This window comes from Streptomyces graminofaciens (assembly GCF_030294945.1).
In the GTDB taxonomy this organism is placed as follows: Bacteria; Actinomycetota; Actinomycetes; order Streptomycetales; family Streptomycetaceae; genus Streptomyces; species Streptomyces graminofaciens.
Window position 1 is genome coordinate 2425560 of sequence record NZ_AP018448.1, and the last position, 14326, is coordinate 2439885.

The 14326-nt window shown below is 68.8% G+C and carries 15 protein-coding genes; 4 read left to right on the forward strand and 11 right to left on the reverse strand.

Annotated elements, in window-relative coordinates:
• Nucleotides 1–102 precede the first annotated feature (102 nt).
• From SGFS_RS10600 to SGFS_RS10650, 11 genes are all read right to left on the reverse strand, one after another.
• On the reverse strand, nucleotides 103–288 hold the full coding sequence (locus SGFS_RS10600; protein WP_286249546.1) for a hypothetical protein: 186 nt from the start codon (nucleotides 286–288) through the stop codon (nucleotides 103–105).
• 62 nt (nucleotides 289–350) lie between these two features.
• The gene (locus tag SGFS_RS10605) at nucleotides 351–533 is read right to left on the reverse strand and encodes a hypothetical protein (protein ID WP_286249547.1); all 183 of its coding nucleotides are present in this window, start codon (nucleotides 531–533) and stop codon (nucleotides 351–353) included.
• 72 nt (nucleotides 534–605) lie between these two features.
• Nucleotides 606–1409, reverse strand: coding sequence for an enoyl-CoA hydratase/isomerase family protein (locus SGFS_RS10610; protein WP_286249548.1), 804 nt, complete (start codon nucleotides 1407–1409; stop codon nucleotides 606–608).
• 35 nt (nucleotides 1410–1444) lie between these two features.
• Nucleotides 1445–2629 carry a thiolase family protein gene (locus SGFS_RS10615; RefSeq protein ID WP_286249549.1) on the reverse strand — a complete coding sequence of 395 codons (1185 nt, stop codon included), beginning with the start codon at nucleotides 2627–2629 and terminating at the stop codon, nucleotides 1445–1447.
• A 54-nt stretch (nucleotides 2630–2683) separates the two neighbouring features.
• Nucleotides 2684–3358: a GntR family transcriptional regulator gene (locus SGFS_RS10620; protein WP_286249550.1), complete on the reverse strand. Its 675-nt coding sequence runs from the start codon at nucleotides 3356–3358 to the stop codon at nucleotides 2684–2686.
• A 95-nt stretch (nucleotides 3359–3453) separates the two neighbouring features.
• Nucleotides 3454–4125 (reverse strand): RraA family protein, encoded by a 672-nt coding sequence (locus SGFS_RS10625; RefSeq protein ID WP_286249551.1) that lies wholly within the window; start codon nucleotides 4123–4125, stop codon nucleotides 3454–3456.
• A 7-nt stretch (nucleotides 4126–4132) separates the two neighbouring features.
• The gene (locus SGFS_RS10630; RefSeq protein WP_286249552.1) at nucleotides 4133–4804 is read right to left on the reverse strand and encodes an RraA family protein; all 672 of its coding nucleotides are present in this window, start codon (nucleotides 4802–4804) and stop codon (nucleotides 4133–4135) included.
• Nucleotides 4805–4860: 56 nt separating this feature from the next.
• Nucleotides 4861–5844: a DODA-type extradiol aromatic ring-opening family dioxygenase gene (locus SGFS_RS10635; RefSeq protein WP_286249553.1), complete on the reverse strand. Its 984-nt coding sequence runs from the start codon at nucleotides 5842–5844 to the stop codon at nucleotides 4861–4863.
• A 15-nt stretch (nucleotides 5845–5859) separates the two neighbouring features.
• Nucleotides 5860–6831 (reverse strand): amidohydrolase family protein, encoded by a 972-nt coding sequence (locus SGFS_RS10640; RefSeq protein WP_286249554.1) that lies wholly within the window; start codon nucleotides 6829–6831, stop codon nucleotides 5860–5862.
• Nucleotides 6828–7244, reverse strand: coding sequence for a RidA family protein (locus tag SGFS_RS10645; protein WP_286249555.1), 417 nt, complete (start codon nucleotides 7242–7244; stop codon nucleotides 6828–6830). The genes SGFS_RS10640 and SGFS_RS10645 overlap by 4 nt, the downstream gene beginning before the upstream one ends.
• Before the next feature lie 20 nt (nucleotides 7245–7264).
• Nucleotides 7265–7876: an RraA family protein gene (locus SGFS_RS10650; protein WP_286249556.1), complete on the reverse strand. Its 612-nt coding sequence runs from the start codon at nucleotides 7874–7876 to the stop codon at nucleotides 7265–7267.
• 160 nt (nucleotides 7877–8036) lie between these two features.
• Between SGFS_RS10650 and SGFS_RS10655 the strand changes: the two genes are divergently transcribed.
• The 4 genes from SGFS_RS10655 to SGFS_RS10670 all read left to right on the forward strand — a co-directional run bounded on the left by SGFS_RS10655 (nucleotide 8037) and on the right by SGFS_RS10670 (nucleotide 13790).
• Nucleotides 8037–9878, forward strand: a complete 1842-nt coding sequence (locus SGFS_RS10655; protein ID WP_286249557.1) for an FAD-dependent monooxygenase — start codon at nucleotides 8037–8039, stop codon at nucleotides 9876–9878.
• Nucleotides 9879–9961: 83 nt separating this feature from the next.
• Nucleotides 9962–11563 carry an acyl-CoA synthetase gene (locus SGFS_RS10660; RefSeq protein ID WP_286249558.1) on the forward strand — a complete coding sequence of 534 codons (1602 nt, stop codon included), beginning with the start codon at nucleotides 9962–9964 and terminating at the stop codon, nucleotides 11561–11563.
• A 457-nt stretch (nucleotides 11564–12020) separates the two neighbouring features.
• Nucleotides 12021–12962 carry an AraC family transcriptional regulator gene (locus SGFS_RS10665; protein ID WP_286249559.1) on the forward strand — a complete coding sequence of 314 codons (942 nt, stop codon included), beginning with the start codon at nucleotides 12021–12023 and terminating at the stop codon, nucleotides 12960–12962.
• A 303-nt stretch (nucleotides 12963–13265) separates the two neighbouring features.
• On the forward strand, nucleotides 13266–13790 hold the full coding sequence (locus SGFS_RS10670; RefSeq protein ID WP_286249560.1) for a flavin reductase family protein: 525 nt from the start codon (nucleotides 13266–13268) through the stop codon (nucleotides 13788–13790).
• Nucleotides 13791–14326 lie beyond the last annotated feature (536 nt).

The window sequence follows — 14326 nt, forward strand, 5'->3', positions numbered from 1 at the left end:
CGGGCTTTGCAACATGTCCGCCCAGCTCCTCGTCGTGCGCTGACCTCGTTTCTGCCTGCGCCTTCCCTGCCTACTCCTCAACGTCGATCAAATTGCTGCCAGTTACGGAACACCATTCTGTAGAAGGTTCATTTCGCGCGCTTCGTCCATGCGTACCTCCACGGTCAGGGCTTCGTAGCCGACGTCCTTGAGGAGACCGAGTACCACTTCGTAGATCTCGGCTTTGCGTACCGGCGTCATCCGACGGCGCTGCTGTGGCGCTGCGTTCGTCATGGTGCTTGCCTCCATCAGATTCACCGTCAGTCGTCACAGCGCATGTGCTGTGGAGGTGACGGTGTCAGGCCCTGGTGTCAGAGCCGCTGGGCCAGTTCGGTGGCCGTGGTGCCGTAGGTCTCACGGACCTCAATGCCGGCGGGTGTGACAAGGAGGACGTCTGTGCCGACGCGGCTGACGCAGCCGCGTCGGGTCAGGGGGTAGGTGCAGGCGTCGACAAGCTTGGGCGTCCCTTGACGCGTGAAGAGGGTCAGTGACACGAGGCTTTCCTGACAAGGCATGCTGGGCTTCCGGCGGGGTCCGGCGGGTGACGCCCGCAATGGGCGGAGGAACTAGCCCTCGCCTTGCTGGGCGGCCTCCGACGTTCTCTTCGTGCCCTCGCTGCCCCGAGACAGAAAGGACTCGACGAGTGCCGTGGCCTCAGCCCGGCCCATCGCCTCGGCGATCACGCGCGCTTCCTCCCGGCCCGTCTGCTCTCGGGTCAGCTGCCCGGAGCGCAGGAGTCTCTTGGTCTCTCCCAGGGCGTGGGCCGGTCCCGCCGCGAGCCGCTCGCCGAGCCTCACGGCCCGCGCGTCGGCGAATGCGTCCTCCACGACTTCGGTGACCATCCCCCACTCCCTGGCTTCCTCCGCGGAGAGCACGCGGCCGGTCAAGACCAGTTCGAGTGCGCGTTGTTGTCCTATCGCTCGTGGCAGGAGATAGGACACTCCGCAGTCGGGCGTCAACCCCACGTCCGCGTAGGCCGGGAGGAACTTCGTGGATGCGGCCGACACGATCACGTCACAGCTCAGCATCAGCGCCAGACCCGCGCCCGCCACGGCTCCCCGTACCGCGGCGACAACTGGCTTCGAAAGCCCGGCCAGGCGTTGGAAAACGTCGTCGACCGTCATGGCCAACTGTTCCACGTACGCCGCACGGTCCGGCGCGGCGGCCATCGCCGCCACGTCGCCCCCGGCGCAGAACCGTTTGCCCTCGGCGAGTACGACGACCGCACGCACGTCGGACTGCGCGGCCCGGTCGACTGCCACCCCGAGGGCGTGGGCCGTTGGCAGATCGATGGCGTTCGCCTTGGTCGGCCTGGCCAGGACGATCCGGGCGACGCCTTCCTCGCAGGTGTAGCGGATGAGGTCCGTCATGGGATCCCACTTTCCTCAAGGGTTCGGCCGGTAGCTCAGACGCGGCGGAAGAGGGCGGCGAGGGCCTGCCCGCCGCCGATACACATCGTGACGACGCCAAGTTCGAGGTCGCGCCGGACAAGGTCCTTGGCCACGCGAAGGGTGAGCATCGCCCCGGTGGCACCGACCGGGTGGCCCAGGGCGATGGCTCCGCCGTACGGGTTGACCTTCTCCGGACTGAGCCCCGTGTCCCGGATCACGGCGACCGCCTGTGCGGCGAAGGCCTCGTTCAGCTCGACGGTGTCGATGTCAGAGGGGGAGGTGCCGGTCTGCTCGAACAGCTTCCGCAGCGCGAGCACCGGCGCGTACCCCATCAGCTCCGGCTCCATCGCCGCGGTCGCGACCGCCTCCAACTCCACCAGCGTGCGGAGGCCCCGCTCGGTCGCCACCGACTCTCTGGCCAACACCAGGGCGGCACCTCCGTCGTTGATGCCCGAGGAGTTACCGGCGGTGACCGTGCCGCCCGGCTGGAACGCCGGGCGCAGACCGGCCAGCGTGTCCACCGTCGTGTCCGGCCGGGGGTGCTCGTCCACCTCGACCGTGCGGGGGGTACGTCCGCCGATCTCGACGGTCGTGATCTCCTCCGCGAAGGCGACCCGGGCCGCCTCGGACGCCGCCCGCTGCTGGGACAGGGCCGCGAACTCGTCCTGCTCCCGGCGTGAGACGTCGTACTTGGCGGCGACGTTCTCCGCGGTGACACCCATGTGGAAGCCGTGGAACGGGTCGGTCAGCATCATCACCGTGCCGTCGTGGAGGGTACGGTCGCCGAGCCGGTAGCCGGAGCGGGCGCCGAAGTCGTAGAACGGCATCCGGCTCATGTTCTCGTCGCCGCCGGCGAGCGCGACCTCCACGCCACCCCAGCGCATCTGCATCGCAGCCGACCAGACCGCCTGCAGGCCGCTGCCGCACAGCCGGTTGACCGTGTACGCGGGGGTGGCGGCGTCCAGGCCGGCCGCCAGGGCGACACGGCGGGCGTTGTAGGCGTCCGGCCCGACCTGGCCGATGCACCCCATGACGACCTCGTCGACGTCGCCGGATGCCACGCCCGCCCGGGTCAGGGCCTCACGCGCCGCGATGCCTCCGAGCTCGTGTGCTGGGACGTCCGCGAACACGCCTCCGAAGCTGCCGATGGGCGTGCGTGCCCCGTCCAGGACGAGGACCTTCTCCTGCTGCTGCGGCATCGTGGCCGTCCTTCCCAGGAAGTGCGTATGTGGACGCCGCCCCGGGCGCATGGGTCAGGTGCTGTGGTGGGCCATGCTCGCCCGGGCTCCGACGCTCGTACTGTCGCGGTGGTCGCGGATGCTCTTGAGCAGACGGGTGCGGCTGCGGGCGGCCAGCGCCTTGAGGATGCGCTCATGTTGCGCGACCGTCCGCCTTCTGCGCTCCCGCGTCGCGTAGTCGATCGCGATGAACGCGTCGGCCAGCATCCACAGCCGCCGCACCTCGTCGAGCACGAGCTTCAGTGAGGAGAGGCCGAAGATGCGCAGATGGAACTCGTGGTTGAGGGCCACCATCTCCACCCACTCGGACGCGTCCACCAACCGCGCCATGTCCTCGTTGAGCGACCTCAGTTCCACGACGACCTCGGCGGTGGGCCACACGATGGTGCGGGCCAGTTCCTCCTCGAGCAGAGCGAGCATGAGGCCGATCTGGGCGAGCTCCTCGGGAGAGCGCTTGGTGACGAAATACCCCTGGTGGGGGCGGTGGGTCAGCAGCCCTTCACTGGCCAGGACGCTCAGCGCCTCACGTACCGGGACCCGGCTGATCCGCAGTTGTTCCGCGACCTCTTCCTGGCGGATCTGTTCGCCGGGCAGGAGCCGTCCCTGCAAGATCTGATTCCGCAGTTCACGCACCGTCCGCTCGGCGCTGGCACCTTCTTTGACCAGAGTGCGCCGATTCGGGTCAGCCACGCGATCACTCCTGACGGTTGAATCCAATCTTGCAGGCAGTATAGGGAACACTGTCCGAGGTCCCGGTTCCGAAGGCCGCGGAAACCGAGGGGTATTCAGTCGTTGGAGCGACGGCGGGTCTGCAGCGTGTGATACCCCGCGTCGGCGCGTGCCGCCGCCAGAGTCGCGCCCTGTTCGACGTCTGCTCGTATCCGGTTCTCGGCATCCCGGATCTGCTCGGCTGCGGCAATCACCTCGTCGGCCCGCAACGCAGGGACAGCCACCACTCCGTCGGCGTCGCCGAGCAGCAGGTCGCCTGGTTCCACCCGGACACCGCCGACCGTCACCGGGACCTGGTAGCCGTCGACGCGGACGCGGTCCTTTCCGGTGCGCATCCAGCGACCCCGGCTGTAGACGGGGTAGCCGAGTTCCAGGGCACGGTCGGAGTCGCGGCACACGCCGTCGATGACGGTGCCGCCGAAACCGCGCCGGGCGGCGGTGGCGGTCAGCAGATCGCCCCAGACCGTGGCGTCCAGACGTCCGGCGTTGTCGAGGACGACGACGGTGCCGGGGTCGAGGTCGTCGATGAAGTCGCCGACGCTGCCGGGGTCGGTGCCGACCGACACGTACCGCACCGTGAAGGCCGGCCCGGCGAGGCGGAACGTGCGGTCGAGCGGCATGATCCCCAGGCACTGCCCGGCAATGCCGAGGCGGTCCATGGCGTCGCTGATGTGGCTGGTGCCGAGGCCCTGGAGGGCCTTCACCGCGGTCTGTGCCGAATCCGTCATGAGCTTCTCACCTGTCCAGCATGGTTTCGTAGTCGGCGGACATGACATCGGCCATCGCGTGTCCGGCCCGCACTCGTTCGACCATGGCCCGTTCCGTGGCCGCTATCGCTTCGGCGGTGGCGAGCACGCGCTCGGCGTGGGCGGACGGTACGAACACGACGCCGCTCGCGTCGGCGATGACCAGGTCGCCGGGGGCCACGGGGACCCCGACGATGTCGACGGGGACGTTCCAGGCGCGCTCGACCACTCGGCCGCGGGCGGTGATCGGAACCCCCGTCGTTGCGTACAGGGGCAGGTCCAGCTCGCAGGCCTCATCCACGTCGCGGCAGGCGCCGTCGACCACGACACCCTCCACGCCGTTGCACCGGGCGCCCGTGGAGAGCACACCTCCCCAGCCGGCGGCGTGTGTCCTTCCTTGATGTGCCACCACGATGACGTCGCCGGGGCCCGAGGCGTCAACGGCCGCGGTGCCGAGGTGGCGGCCGGAACCCGCCACCTCGGAGCGCTGCTCGACGAGGTCTACGGTGACCGCGCGTCCGGTGATCCGTCGCGGCGCCGCCAACGCGGTCAGCCCCAGGGCCGCGCCGGGCAGGCCCAGTTTGTCCAGCGCGTCGGAGACGGCGCACGTATCCAGCCGGGCCAGCCGGACGACTGCTTCGTCCTCGCCCTTTTCCCGCACCACGGCTGGGTGCGCGTGACCCGTTTCCCTCTCCGGGGCCGGATGTGCGTGGCCGTTCATGCCCACAGTCCGAAGGCCAGGCCGATGCCGGTGCCGGCGGGCGTGCGGTAGGCGGGCAGGTAGTCGACCCACTTGGTCACCAGGTGGGCGCCCGCGCCCGCCGCGGTGATCCAGTTCCGGATCTCTGACGTGCCGGAGTCCATCCTGTGGGCGGGCAGTCCGCGCAGCGTGGTGGCGTCGTGGTCGCTCATGGCGTCGAGGAGCGTGCGGTCCAGTTCGGCGTCCACGACGAAGTGGCTGAGCCCACCAGAGGCCACGACGCCCACCCTGGCATCACCGGGAGCGCACTCGACCGCCTGGCGCAGCGCCACGCCGAGGTCGTAACACCGAGCGGGCGTCGGCTGGTTGGGCTTGAAATACGTGTTGAGGAGGATCGGCACGGACGGGACCGTATGACCCTTGAGGAGTCTGCCCGCGACCCAGGCGAAGGCATGCCCGAAACCGCTGTCCGGTGCGGTGGAGTCACTGGCGGAAACGTCGAAACCCTGGTCCACCAGGCTCTCGATGATGTGCCGGCCCAGCTTGGCGTCAGCCGGGTAGCTCGCTCCGTCCATCCCGAGGAGGCGCTGGACCTCGACGATCTCGGGACCGAGGCCCATCTCGATGGCGTGGTGGGTGGTCATCTCCTCGCCGTGGTAAACGGCGATGGAGGGCAGGTTCTGATGGGAGAAGAGTTCGTCCTGGTCGTCGCCGACGACGACGACCGCGTCCAGTTCGAGTGAGACCAAGTCCTCGGCGAGCCGTTTGATGTCGGCCTGTGCCTGGTTGAACTTCCGGTCCCAGACGTCGGGCTCGAGTTCGGCAAGGTAGCGGTCGCCCGCGCGCTCGGCGAGTTCGCCGTACGGACGGATCACACCGTCGGTGTCGTATAGCTCCTTGTTGTCCTTGTCGTGTTCGGCGCGCAGGCTCCACATCTTCTGCGGTTCCATGGCGAGCACGGGGCTGTGCGACGTGCCGGCCACCGCAACAATGTTGGCCATGTCGTCTCCCCCCTCTCAGTCGTTCAGCCGTGTGTAGACCTGACGGGCGTTGTCTTCGAACACCGCTCGCCGGTCGTCGTCGGACAGGGCGGGGATCTTCTCGATCACCGGCTTGAGGTCTTCCAGGCTTCCGCCACTGCCCGGCCGTTCGGTGCCGAACAGGACGCGGTCCGCGCCGACCACCGCGAAGAGCAGTTCCAAGGCTTCCTGGGTGTACAGGCAGGTGTCGAACCAGAACCGCTTCAGCGTTTCCTGGAACGTTTCGCGGTCGTCCGACTTGACGCTGACGAGTCCGCGGTCATGAGCGGTCCACCGGCCGAGCTGGTAGGGAACCGATCCGCCGCCGTGCGGCACGATGATCTTCAGGTCGGGGAAGTCACGGAACACTCCGGCCCTGATCATGCTATTGATCGCCAGGCTCTCCTCGGTGATGAAGTGCTCGCTGTAGCTCTCACGTCCATAGCAGGCCGCCGGATGCAGCAGCACCGGAACGTCGCGCTCGACGAGCCGTTCGTACAGCGGGTACCAGTATTCGTCGCCCATCACCGGTGTGGTTCCGGCGCCCTCGCTCGGATCGGGGTTGAGCAGCGCCCCGATGAATCCTCGCTCAAGGTTCCGGTCCAGCTCTTCGAAGACCGTACTCACCGGTTCGCCCGCCACCTGCGGCAGGGCGCAGACGCCACGCAGCCGGTCGGGGTGGGCGGCGACCTGGGTGGCGATGGCGTCGTTGTTCGCCTCGACCCACCAGTGCACGATTTTCGCCGGGCGGGCGGAGTGCTTCAGCACGAACGGGCGCGGCGAGGTCAGCTGCATGTCGGTGCCGACCTCGTCCATCAGCGCGATCTGCCGCCTGGCGGAGGCGAGCAGTTCTTCGTCGGTGGCCTTGGACGGGAAGCGCCCGTGGTAGGTGCCGGCCGCCTCCAGGTAGGTCCACAGTCCGTAGAAGGAGTCGGGCGCCACCAGATGGGCGTGACTGTCGATGATCACGGCTGCTCCTGGGGGGTACGGGTGGGCAGTACGGCGGTGAACTCGCACTGGATGAGCAAAGGGGCTTGCAGCATCGAGGGCACGGTGTGACGTACCGGCCGGTCCTGCTCGTCGGGGAACATCGCCACCCACTCGGCGTTCAGTGGTTTGCGTGGCTGCCCTTCGCCGAGGAAGACGGTGACCTTGGCGATGTCGTCCGTGTCGGCGCCCGCCGCGTCCAGGATCCGTCGGATGTTGGCGAACACCCCGGCGGTCTGGGCCTCCAAGCTGTCGGGGACCTTGCCGGTGTCGGGGTCCATGCCGTGTACAGCACTGGAGACCAACAGGTTGTCGAGCCTGACGGCGACAGGGAAGGGGGCACCGCCGTGGTGCAGTCCGGGTATCTCGATCGGGTGTCTACGGGACTTGGGCATGGGCCATTCCTTCTTCTGAGTCACTGCCAGCCATAGAGGTCGAGGGTCCGCTCCCCCGCACGGATGCGGCGCATCAATGCGGCCTCCTTGGTCTCGCGCTCGGCGGCGGCCTTCAGTACGGCCTCGATGTCGGCCTGTGGGATCACCACCACACCGTCCGCGTCGCCGACCACCAGGTCGCCCCGGCCCACGAACACCTCACCGACACGCACCGGGGTGCCCAGCGAACCTGTGCCGTCGAAGTCCTTGCCGGTGCCGCGGATGCACAGGCCGGCGGAGAACACCGGCAGGCCGAGTTCGGTCAGGGCGTCCCGGTCCCGGACTCCGCCGTTGATGACCAGGCCGGCCAGGCCTCGCGCGAGGGCGGCGGTGCTCAGGATCTCGCCCCAGTAGCCGAACTCGGTGCCGCCGCCGACATCGACTACGAGGACGTCACCGGGCTCGGCGGAGTACACGGCGCGATGGATCCACAGGTTGTCGCCTGGCGGAGAGGCGACAGGGAAGGCCGGTCCAGCGACGCGGGCGGCGGCGAAGGCGGGCCCGATGACCGACGGCAGGGCTCCGGTACGACCTGCCGCCTCGTGCAGTGTCGCCGAGGACAGGGCGCCTGAGGTGATGTCCCGCAAGGTCACGGTGTGCCGTCCCTTCGTTGGTCGGCTGATGTCGCCCACCATAGATGCAGGCAGAATTGAATGCAATCGCAGCTCGCAATTTGACGCCACTATTGCATTCAATGTGTTGAGCGGCCTACGGTTCAGGGCACAGCAGCCCGCTTGGCAAGGGAGCCATCCGATGAGCAGCCAACCTCGCCGTGCGCCGGACGTCCTCATCGTCGGTGGCGGCCCCGCCGGTCTCTCTGCGGCCGTCCTGCTCGGGAACAGAGGTGTCGACATCCTCCTGGTCGAACGACATGCGGCCGCCTCACCGCTGCCTCGCGCGCACCTGCTCAATCAGCGCACGATGGAGATCTTCACCGAGATGGGCGTGGCCGACGCCGTCTACGACCTCTCCCCGCCCGAGGACCGCTGGCACAAGGTGGCGTGGCATACGACGCTCGCCGGACCGGCCGCGCCCTTCGGGCAGGTGATCGGCGCACTCCCCGCATGGGGCGGCGGCGCCGACGCCGAGCGCTACGCCCGGGCCAGCCCTGCCCGCTACGCCAATGTGCCGCAGCTGCGCCTCGACCCTTTGCTGCGAGCCCGGGCAGAGGCGGTGTGCGGGCCGGAGAACATTCGCTTCCACCACGAGCTCACCGCGCTCGCCCTCTCCGCCGACGACACCGGAGAAGGAGCCACAGCAACCGTCCGCGACCGCGACAGCGGTCGGCTTCACGAGATCCACGCCCGGTACGTCATCGCCGCCGACGGCGGACGGACCTGCACCGACCTGCTCGGCATCGAGATGGACGGCTCCACCGGGCTGCTCGACATGGTCACCGTGCACGCCACCATCGACCTGTCGGAGTGGATCTCCGACGACGAGGTGCTGCTGCGGTACTTCATCAATCCCGACGGCCGGGGTTCTTTCGCCGGCGCCTTGTGCGCCATGGGTCCCGACCGGTGGGGACGCGACTCGACCGAGTGGGCCGTACACACCGGTTACCGCACCAGCGACTCGGACCGCCACGACCGTGCCGCGATCCTGGGCCGCGTCCGCCGTATGCTCGGCGTCCCCGATCTGGACATCGAGGTGCACGCGGTCAGCCACTGGGAGTTCGAGGGCGTGGTGGCCCGGCGCCAGCGGGTCGGCCCCGTCTTCCTGGCCGGCAACGCGGCCCACCGGCACCCGCCGACCGGCGGACTGGGCCTCAACACAGCGGTGCAGGACGTGCACAACCTCGCCTGGAAGCTCGACGCCGTCCTGACCGGCCAGGCCACCGACGCACTGCTCGACACCTACGAGACCGAACGCCGCCCGGTGGGCGAGTTCAACGTCCGGCACTGTCTCACCAATGCAGGCGGACACGCCCGTATCGCCGCGGCGCTCGGTCTGCGCGCCGACCAGAGCGAGGAAGCCGGCTGGGACGCCGTCACCGAGTGGCTGGCGGACACCCCCGAGGGCGACGCCAAGCGTGCCGCGGTGGCCGAGGCGATCGCGAGCAACGCCGACGACTTCAGTCAGCTCGCGGTGGAGCTCGGCTACCACTACGAATCCGGCGCGCTGGTGCCCAACGGCACACCCGCACCGGAGGGAGAGAATCCGCTGCGCGACTACCTGTCCACCACGCGGCCCGGTCACCATCTCCCGCACGCGTGGCTCGACCGTGACGGATTGCGGCAGTCGGTGCACCAACTGATCGCCCCACGCGGCCTCACCCTGCTCGTCGATGCCGAGCACGCCCCTCGATGGGCCGCGGCCGCACAGGCAGCCGACGACACCGGGGCGACCATCCATGTGCGCGTCATCGACTCCGACGCGGAATGGACCGACTTCACCGGCGAATGGGCCGCTGTCCGCGGTGTCCACAGCGGCGGGGCACTGCTCGTACGCCCGGACCGGCACATCGCATGGCGGGCACCGGACTGGTCCGGCGACCGCCCCGCCGAACTCCGCCGGAGCGTGCGGTCGGTACTCGCTCTCCAGCCGTCACACGCACGGCCCGTGCCCGCACTCACAGCCACCTCGAACGAGTGAGCGGCCCCCGTCCTGCCCTCATCGTGTTCCGTCGAGGACGCCATGACGAGCTGACATCTCCCACGAGCCCGATAAGGAGCGACATGTTCAGCGACGAACTCACCCAGCGGATCGCACAGGTCAGAAGCGCCTCGCTCGGCGACCTGCTGAGCCGTTCGACCGCCCGTGTGCCGAACAAGACCGCGATCGTCTACCGCGACCTCCGGCAGACCTACGCCGAGCTGGACAAGACCGTCAACCGCACCGCCAACGCCCTGGCCGCCCGTGGCGTCCGCAAGGAAGACCGGATCGCCCTTCTCAGCCACAACAACCACGCCTACGTGGTCCTTTACTTCGCCCTCGCCCGGCTGGGCGCAGTGTCTGTGCCGATCAACTTCATGCTGACCTCGGGTGAGGTCGCTTACGTTCTCGACCACTCGGGCGCGACCGGACTGGTCGTCGAAGACGCCCTGCTGCCCGTGGCGGAACAGGCCTTGGAGGAGGCGGCTCTCACCGGCACCGTCACGGTCCGCGGCGTGATCCCCGACAGCGGGCTGCCGACACCGGCGGGCTGGGAATCCGTCGAGGACTGGATGGCGTACGACGACTCGTCCGCTCCGGACGTCTTCGTCGCCGAGGACGAGCTGGCGCAGCTGATCTATACCAGTGGCACCGAGTCCCGTCCCAAGGGAGCGATGCTCTCCGCACGCAGCCTGATCGCCCAGTACGTCACCTGTGCCGTTGACGGCGAGATGAGCGGCGACGACATCGAGGTACACGCCCTGCCGCTCTTCCACTGCGCACAGCTGCACTGCTTCCTCACTCCCAGCATCTACCTCGGTGCCACCAACATCGTGCTGTCCGGAGCCGACGCCGCGACGATGCTGCGCACGGTGGAGGCCGAGCGTGCCACCAAGTTGTTCTGCCCGCCGACCGTCTGGATCTCACTGCTGCGCCACCCCGAGTTCGACCAGCGGGATCTGTCCTCGCTGCGCAACGGCTACTACGGCGCCTCGATCATGCCGGTGGAGGTGCTCAAGGAAATCGGCGAACGGCTGCCCGACGTCCGGTTGTTCAACTTCTACGGGCAGACCGAAATGTCACCGGTGGCCACCATCCTCAAGCCGGAGGACCAAGTCCGCAAGGCCGGCTCGGCCGGCCGGCCCGGACTGAACGTCGAGACACTGGTCGTCGACGATGTGACCCGGCCGGTGCCACCCGGCCAGGTCGGGGAGATCGTGCACCGCAGCCCCCATGCCATGCTCGGCTACTGGAACGACCCCGAGCGGACGGATGCCGCGTTCGCGGGCGGCTGGTTCCACAGCGGTGATCTCGGAGTGATGGACACCGAGGGCTACCTCACCGTCGTCGACCGGAAGAAGGACATGATCAAGAGCGGCGGCGAGAACGTCGCCAGCCGCGAGGTCGAGGAAGTGCTCTACCAGCACCCGGCGGTGGCCGAAACCGCGGTCTTCGGACTCCCGCATCCGCAGTGGATCGAAGCGGTCACCGCCGTCGTCGTCCTGCGGGAAGGAGCATCGGCCACCGCCGAGGAACTCATCGCCCACTGTCGGCAGAGCCTGGCCGGGTTCAAGTCGCCCAAACACATCGAGTTCGCCGAGCAGCTGCCGAAGAACGCCAGCGGCAAGATCCTCAAGCGCGAACTGCGCACCAGCGCGCGAGCGCCCTGGATGTCAGACGCCTGATGCAGGGTGACCGGCGACGCCCCACTCGCCGACCAACGCCAATCGCCCGGACTCGTTCACCCGGCTGCATTTGTATCGACAGACCCCGCGTGCGGTCATTCGACCGCTGGTGGGGCCTGCCGCCGCGCGGTAAGTCGGAAACCTGAGCCCGCACAGCGGGTCACCGCTCCCTACTCCGGGGCGCCGCCCGCACGTTGACAGGGCTCTGCGCAGCCTTGACCATCGTGCGAACCTCACTTCTCTTTGAGGTTTCAACGACCGCCCCCGGGGGGGCGAGCTCGTCGCACTCCTGCTCCTGTGCACGAGCCGGCCGTGTCGCTTCGGTGGGTGGTAGGCATCGCCGTCGTAGTCGGTGCACGTCAAGAGGTGGTGGAGAACGATGCAGGGCATCCACGGGACAGTGGCAACGGGCCTCCTCTCGCGCTTCCGGGTTATCCGTTCGACAGACAACGACGAGATGCGGGCCTATGTCGCACGGTTGCTGACTCCCAGTCGGGCCACGCCAGCGCACGAGGGTGCGCAGATCGCCGCAGAGCTCTCGGCGGTCGACCTGGGGGCGGTGTCCCTCGTCTACGGCAGGTCGGACGGAGACGAGTTGCACGTCCAGAATACCGAGTTCCTGTCCTACTACGACGTCCACTTCGCCGTCACCGGGCACAACCTGCTCGAGTGCGAGGACGGCCGGGTCCTGCTCGATCACACGACCGCCGGGATCATCTCACCCCGCATGCGGGCGGACATGCGGCTCAGCGACGGCTACAGCCAGCTCCACTTGCGGATTGAGCGGTTCGCGCTCGAGGGTCATCTGGAGCGGATGCTCGGACAGCCGGTCCCTGGGCCTGTCCGGTTCCAGCCGAGGATGGACCTGACGGTTCCCGCTCTGGCCTCTTGGGAGCGGCTGGTGGGGCAGTTGGTCCAGGACCTCGGTTCGCCGACCGGTCTCAGCGCCGGCGGCGGCGGGGCTCTGTGGGGCGAGTTCCTCATCTCCGGCCTCCTGCTCGCCCAGCCGCACAACTACAGCGACCAACTCGCGCGGCGCCAGGCCGGCAGCGGCCGCCCGCCGTCCGTGAGGCGGGTGATCGAGCTCATCGAGGACGACCCCGCCGGTGACCTCTCGCTGCCCCGGCTCGCACAGGTGGCGGGCGTCGGGCCACGCTCCCTGCAACGGCATTTCCGTGACTTCATGGGGGTCTCGCCTCGCGAGTATGTCGAACATGTCCGCCTTTCGCGGGCACACCACGACCTGCTCGCGGGTGCGGGCTCCACCGTCGCCGAGATCGCGTTCCGCTGGGGTTTCGGCCACGTGTCCCGCTTCGCGGGCGCCTACCGGGCACGCTACGGGGTACCACCCTCGCAGACGCTGCGCTCGGCCTGTCGTCCCGCCGGGAACGGAATCTGACCGCCCCGCACCTCTGGAGTACTGCTGTCGCACGCCGGATCGGGATGTCGCGCGCCGGATCGGTGAAGAGACCGGGCCTCCATACCCTGACAAGTGGCCCTGCTTCTCCTCTCTCGCCCAGCCGGGAGCAGCACTCGTTGCTCCCGGGCGCTGGGCGGGAGACACCGCCGGGGATCGCAACAGCTCTCCCGAACCGACCGAAGGCAGCCCGATGCGTTTCTCTGAGATATCACTTGGCGGGGTGCGATGCCCCTCAGCTCCTGCACCCTTCGCTGATGCCGAGGCCGCCACAGGCCCCAGCGCATGACGGACGGGGTGGTTCCGATGATCGAGCGCCTCGCCGAATCGCTCCAGGATGCGTTCCGGGAGACCATGGCGACCGTGTGCACGCCCGTGACCGTGATCACGGCCTGCCGCGGCGGATTGCCGTACGGCACCACGGTGAGCGCCTTCGCCTCGCTGTCCCTCGACCCGCCCATGGTGATGATCGCGCTCGACCGTGGATCTGACCTCCTCTCGGTCATCCGTGACACCGGCGCGTTCGGAGTCAATGTTCTGGGCCGGGAGCAGGCCGATCTCGCGGTGAACTTCGCGCGCAAGGTCGGTACGAACAAGTTCTCGGGCGTGGCCTGGCGCGCCGACACCGGCGGCCCGCGCCTTCCGGGCGCGGCCGGGTTCCTCTCCTGCGAGGTCGCGGAAAGGGTCGACGGAGGTGACCATCTTCTGCTGCTCGCCGACGTGGTGGCCGCGGTCAGCGCCGCCGGGGAGCCGCTGACCTACCACAACCGAGCGTTCGGCACGCACGCGGCGCTCAGGGGGGCATCATGACGATCGGCTGCACACCGGCGGAGGCGATGCGGCCGACCATCGCCATGTGAAGAGCGGCTCCACGCCGTCGGGCACTGTGAGTGCCGCGAACAGAGCGCGACGCTGCGCCGCCAGGCCGCGCAGGACCAGCGCGCGGTCCTGCCCGGCGAGAGTGTCGATCAACTGCTCGCACTGCTCTGCGGCCACCGCCGAGTCCCGGGCCGCGACGTGCAGGAGAAGGTAGGGCTCACACAGGTGCCGACCGGCGGGCGTTGGGCAGAAAATCGGTCTCCAGGGATTCGAGGCACACACTCTGTGGCCAGGACGCGGAGGCCTCACCCACGGCACGCGGCTGATGCCCGGAGTCCAGGCCATACCCCGCGGCCGGATCTGTTCTCTCTGCCGCAGATCACGAACGAGAATCAGGGACGGAGCAGTGCCACCGCGCCCGCGGCCCTCGGAACTCCCGCGCCGTCCGGCGGGGTGCCCGGCAAGCGGACTGGGGCTACCTTGCCTTCCTCCCTGCGCCCGCACCATCAGCCACCGAGCGGGGGATG